We start from the raw sequence: 3,598 nt of genomic DNA, 5'->3' as shown, positions 1-3,598 counted from the left end.
AGCACTTCGCCCACGAGCTCGGGGTCGAGCGCTGACGTGATTTCATCGCAGAGAAGAACGGTGGGTTTCATCGCCAGCGCGCGTGCGATTGCCACACGTTGCTGTTGTCCGCCCGATAGTTGCTCAGATGCGGACGAACGCGCGCTATTGATCTCCATGCTGCGCCGCGTGCGCCTGAATCTCAGCACGATCGTGGACGAATAGCGGAGAAGGTCCGACTCTTGCTGCAAGGCGTGGCGAATCCCGCATCGCTCTCCTTGGACTCGACATGCTCTTTCTTGTCATACCGCTTACGGTTCTGATCACGCTCATTGTCGTGGTGTTTCTGGCGAATTTCGTAAGCGGTGAGAAGAAGGTCGAGCACAACATCGACCGGCTCTATTCCAGCGACGACCCGCAGTTCATCCGCTCGATGAGCCTGCTGCTCGGGCCGCCGGTTACATCGGGGAACCGGTATCGCGTGCTGCTCAACGGCGACGAAATCTTTCCATCGATGCTCGACGGCATCCGCTCGGCCAAAGAAACCATCACGTTCGAAACGTTCATTTACTGGTCCGGCGAAATCGGGGAACAGTTTGCGGCGGCGTTATCGGAGAAAGCGCGTTCGGGCGTGGCCGTGCACGTGCTGCTCGACTGGGTCGGCTGCAAGAAAATGGACCACAAGTATCTGGAACAATTGCGCCAGGCCGGCGCCGAGGTCGTGCAGTATCACAAGCCGCACTGGACTGGACTCGGGCGCATGAACAACCGGACGCATCGGAAATTGCTGATCATCGACGGGCGCGTGGGGTTCACCGGAGGCGTGGGGATCGCGGAAGAATGGACCGGCCACGCGCAGGACGAGAAGCACTGGCGCGACACGCATTTTCGCGTGGAAGGACCGGTGGTCGGGCACATGCAGGCCGTGTTCATGGACAACTGGATCAAGGTGACCGGCGACGTGCTGCACGGTCCGAAGTACTTTCCTGACGTCAAACCGTTGCCGGAGGGCGAAGCAAGCAACGGCGTCGCGCACATGTTCAGCAGCTCGCCGACGCACGGCGCCGACGACATGGAGCTGATGTACCTGATGGCGATCACGGCGGCGACGGGAAGCATCGATCTGGCGAGTGCGTACTTCGTCCCGGACGGCCTCGCGATCAACGCGCTGGTCGAAGCCGCGCGGCGCGGCGTGAAAGTGCGGATCGTGACGCCGGGAAAGCGTATCGATACCCACACGGTACGCGAAGCCTCGCGGGCGTGCTGGGGTGATCTGCTGGCGGCGGGCATCGAAATTCACGAATATCAGCCGACCATGTTCCACTGCAAATTGCTCGTGGTGGACGAGTTTTTGGTATCGGTGGGATCGACGAATTTCGACAGCCGTTCGTTCAAGCTCAACGACGAAGCCAACCTCAATATCTACGACCGCGAGTTCGCGCGGCGGCAAAGCGCGATCTTCGATGCGGATATCGAAAAGTCGCAGCTAGTCACATATCAAGACTGGCTCAATCGGCCCGCGATGGAAAAGCTGATCGAGAAGGCCGTGCCCTTGCTTGACTGGCAGCTTTAATCTACCGCTTCAGCTTTGATCGCCAATTACGCCGGCCTGCTGCAACTCACTGATCTGCGCATCGGTCATACCCAGCACCTCGCGCAGCACTGCGCTTGTGTGCTGACCGAGCATCGGCGGCGCCCGATTGTATTCAACCGGCGTAGCCGATAAACGCAGCGGACTCGCCACCGTCGGCGCCACGCCCGCAACCGGATGCGCAATCTCGCGCGCCGACTCGCGATACACCGCCTGCTCCGAACCGAACGCCTGCTCGATGTCGTTGATCGGTCCGCACGGCACGCCGCACGCTTCGAGCGCCGCGACCCATGCATCGCGCGTGCGGGTCATGAACACCGCGCCCAATTGCGGCAATAACTCCGCGCGGTTCACGCTGCGGCCGCTGTTGGTCGCAAAGCGCGAATCGATGGCAAGCTCCGGCACGTTCATCGCCGTGCAGAGCGCGCGAAACTGGCCATCGTTCCCGCACGCAACGATCACATGGCCGTCGCTCGTCGCGAACGTCTGATATGGCACGATGTTCGGGTGTGCGTTGCCCATGCGCTCGGGCGCGATGCCGGTGGTGAGGTAGTTCATCGACTGGTTGGCGAGCATGGCGAGCTGCGCGTCGAACAGCGAGATGTCGAGATGCTGCCCAAGGCCGCTTTTCTCGCGCTCCATCAAGGCCGCGAGAATGCCCGTGGTCGCGTACATGCCGGCCATCAGGTCGGTCACGGCCACGCCGACTTTCTCCGGACCACCGCCGGCCACGCTGTCGGGTTCACCGGTGATGCTCATCAGGCCGCCCATGCCCTGGATCAGGAAGTCGTATCCCGCGCGTTGCGACAACGGCCCGCTTTGACCGAAACCCGTCACCGAGCAATACACCAGCCGCGGGTTCAGCTCGGAAAGACTCACGTAATCCAGGCCATATTTCTTCAGCCCGCCGACCTTGAAGTTTTCGACGACCACATCGCAGGATTTCGCGAACTCACGGATGAGCGCCGCGCCTTCCGGCGAACTCATATCGATGGCGACCGACTGCTTGTTGCGATTCGCGCAGAGGAAATAGGCGCTCTCGGAGGTGTTGTTGCCGTCGGCATCGCGCAGGAACGGCGGGCCCCACGTGCGGGTATCGTCGCCCGTACCCGGGCGTTCGATCTTGAACACTTCCGCGCCAAGATCCGCGAGATTTTGCGTGCACCACGGCCCGGCCAGCACGCGCGATAAATCCAGCACACGGATTCCGTCGAGTGGACGCTTTCTCGCCGCCGATGACTTCTTGCTGTCCTGCACCATTTCACCTCGTCTGTTTCAGGGTTACGGGGACGTGTCGATTGTAGCGACGTCCGTGATTCGGCTTTGGAATGGAGAAAACTCTGCCGCCCTTCGCAAATCGGACCAGAATATTTGCAGCCCGCCGGAATATTGCGCGGGTGATGTTCGTTTAAACCGTATCGATAAATGGAAGAGACAATGAAAACGCGAATCCCGATGCTCGCCGCGGCGCTTGCCGCTACGTTCAGCCTGACCGTTCATGCCGCGCCGCCTGTGGCCGCGAACGGCATGTACACCGATTCCAAGGGCATGACGCTCTACACGTTCGACAAAGACACCGCCTCCGGTCCAAGCGCCTGCTCGGGCGGCTGCGCGCAGGCATGGCCAGCGGCAATGGCAGATGCATCGGACCAGCCGCAGGGCGACTGGACGGTCATGTCCACCGCCGATGGCGGCAAACAATGGGCTTACAAAGGCAAGCGCGTGTACACGTTCGCGAAAGACACCAAGGCGGGCGACGCCAAGGGCGAGAACTTCAAGGACATGTGGCACACGGTGAAGCAATAAAAGATGTGGCGCGAGTGAGACCGGACAGCAAACCTGAACACGTGATGGGCGAAGGGCGTTGAGTTTCGATACTGATCTCGTTGGGATTCTCCCGCTTCGCTTTGCGGCGCACGCAGGTCGACGCTGATCAGCTTGTCGCGCACCCGATACTGCGTGACCGTGTAGCCCGTGAATTGCATCGCGAGGAAATTGGACACGTCTTGCGAACTGACGCCGAGTTCA

Annotated in this window: 4 protein-coding genes; 2 read left to right on the top strand and 2 right to left on the bottom strand. The window is 60.9% G+C overall.

Annotated features, from left to right (window positions below):
• Positions 1-158: ATP-binding cassette domain-containing protein (locus ACRXB1_RS32860; RefSeq protein WP_449494404.1), on the bottom strand; the 158-nt coding region annotated here is incomplete at its 3' end.
• Positions 159-268: 110 nt separating this feature from the next.
• Between ACRXB1_RS32860 and cls the strand changes: the two genes are divergently transcribed.
• The gene (gene cls, locus ACRXB1_RS32855) at positions 269-1,552 is read left to right on the top strand and encodes a cardiolipin synthase (RefSeq protein ID WP_449494403.1); all 1,284 of its coding nucleotides are present in this window, start codon (positions 269-271) and stop codon (positions 1,550-1,552) included.
• Positions 1,553-1,561: 9 nt separating this feature from the next.
• Here cls and ACRXB1_RS32850 read toward each other — a convergent pair whose 3' ends face one another.
• The gene (locus tag ACRXB1_RS32850) at positions 1,562-2,830 is read right to left on the bottom strand and encodes a CaiB/BaiF CoA transferase family protein (RefSeq protein WP_449494402.1); all 1,269 of its coding nucleotides are present in this window, start codon (positions 2,828-2,830) and stop codon (positions 1,562-1,564) included.
• A gap of 177 nt (positions 2,831-3,007) precedes the next feature.
• Between ACRXB1_RS32850 and ACRXB1_RS32845 the strand changes: the two genes are divergently transcribed.
• Positions 3,008-3,376 carry a COG4315 family predicted lipoprotein gene (locus ACRXB1_RS32845; RefSeq protein WP_256701143.1) on the top strand — a complete coding sequence of 123 codons (369 nt, stop codon included), beginning with the start codon at positions 3,008-3,010 and terminating at the stop codon, positions 3,374-3,376.
• The last annotated feature ends 222 nt before the right edge of the window (positions 3,377-3,598 follow it).

The organism is Caballeronia sp. M23-90 (assembly GCF_053574605.1).
This window is presented reverse-complemented; position numbering and strand designations above follow the sequence as displayed.

Bases quoted from the DNA above. Each gene is read 5' to 3' on its own strand.
- cls (WP_449494403.1), top strand. From the start codon at position 269: ATGCTCTTTCTTGTCATACCGCTTACGGTTCTGATCACGCTCATTGTC.
- ACRXB1_RS32850 (WP_449494402.1), bottom strand. From the start codon at position 2,830: ATGGTGCAGGACAGCAAGAAGTCATCGGCGGCGAGAAAGCGTCCACTC.
- ACRXB1_RS32845 (WP_256701143.1), top strand. From the start codon at position 3,008: ATGAAAACGCGAATCCCGATGCTCGCCGCGGCGCTTGCCGCTACGTTC.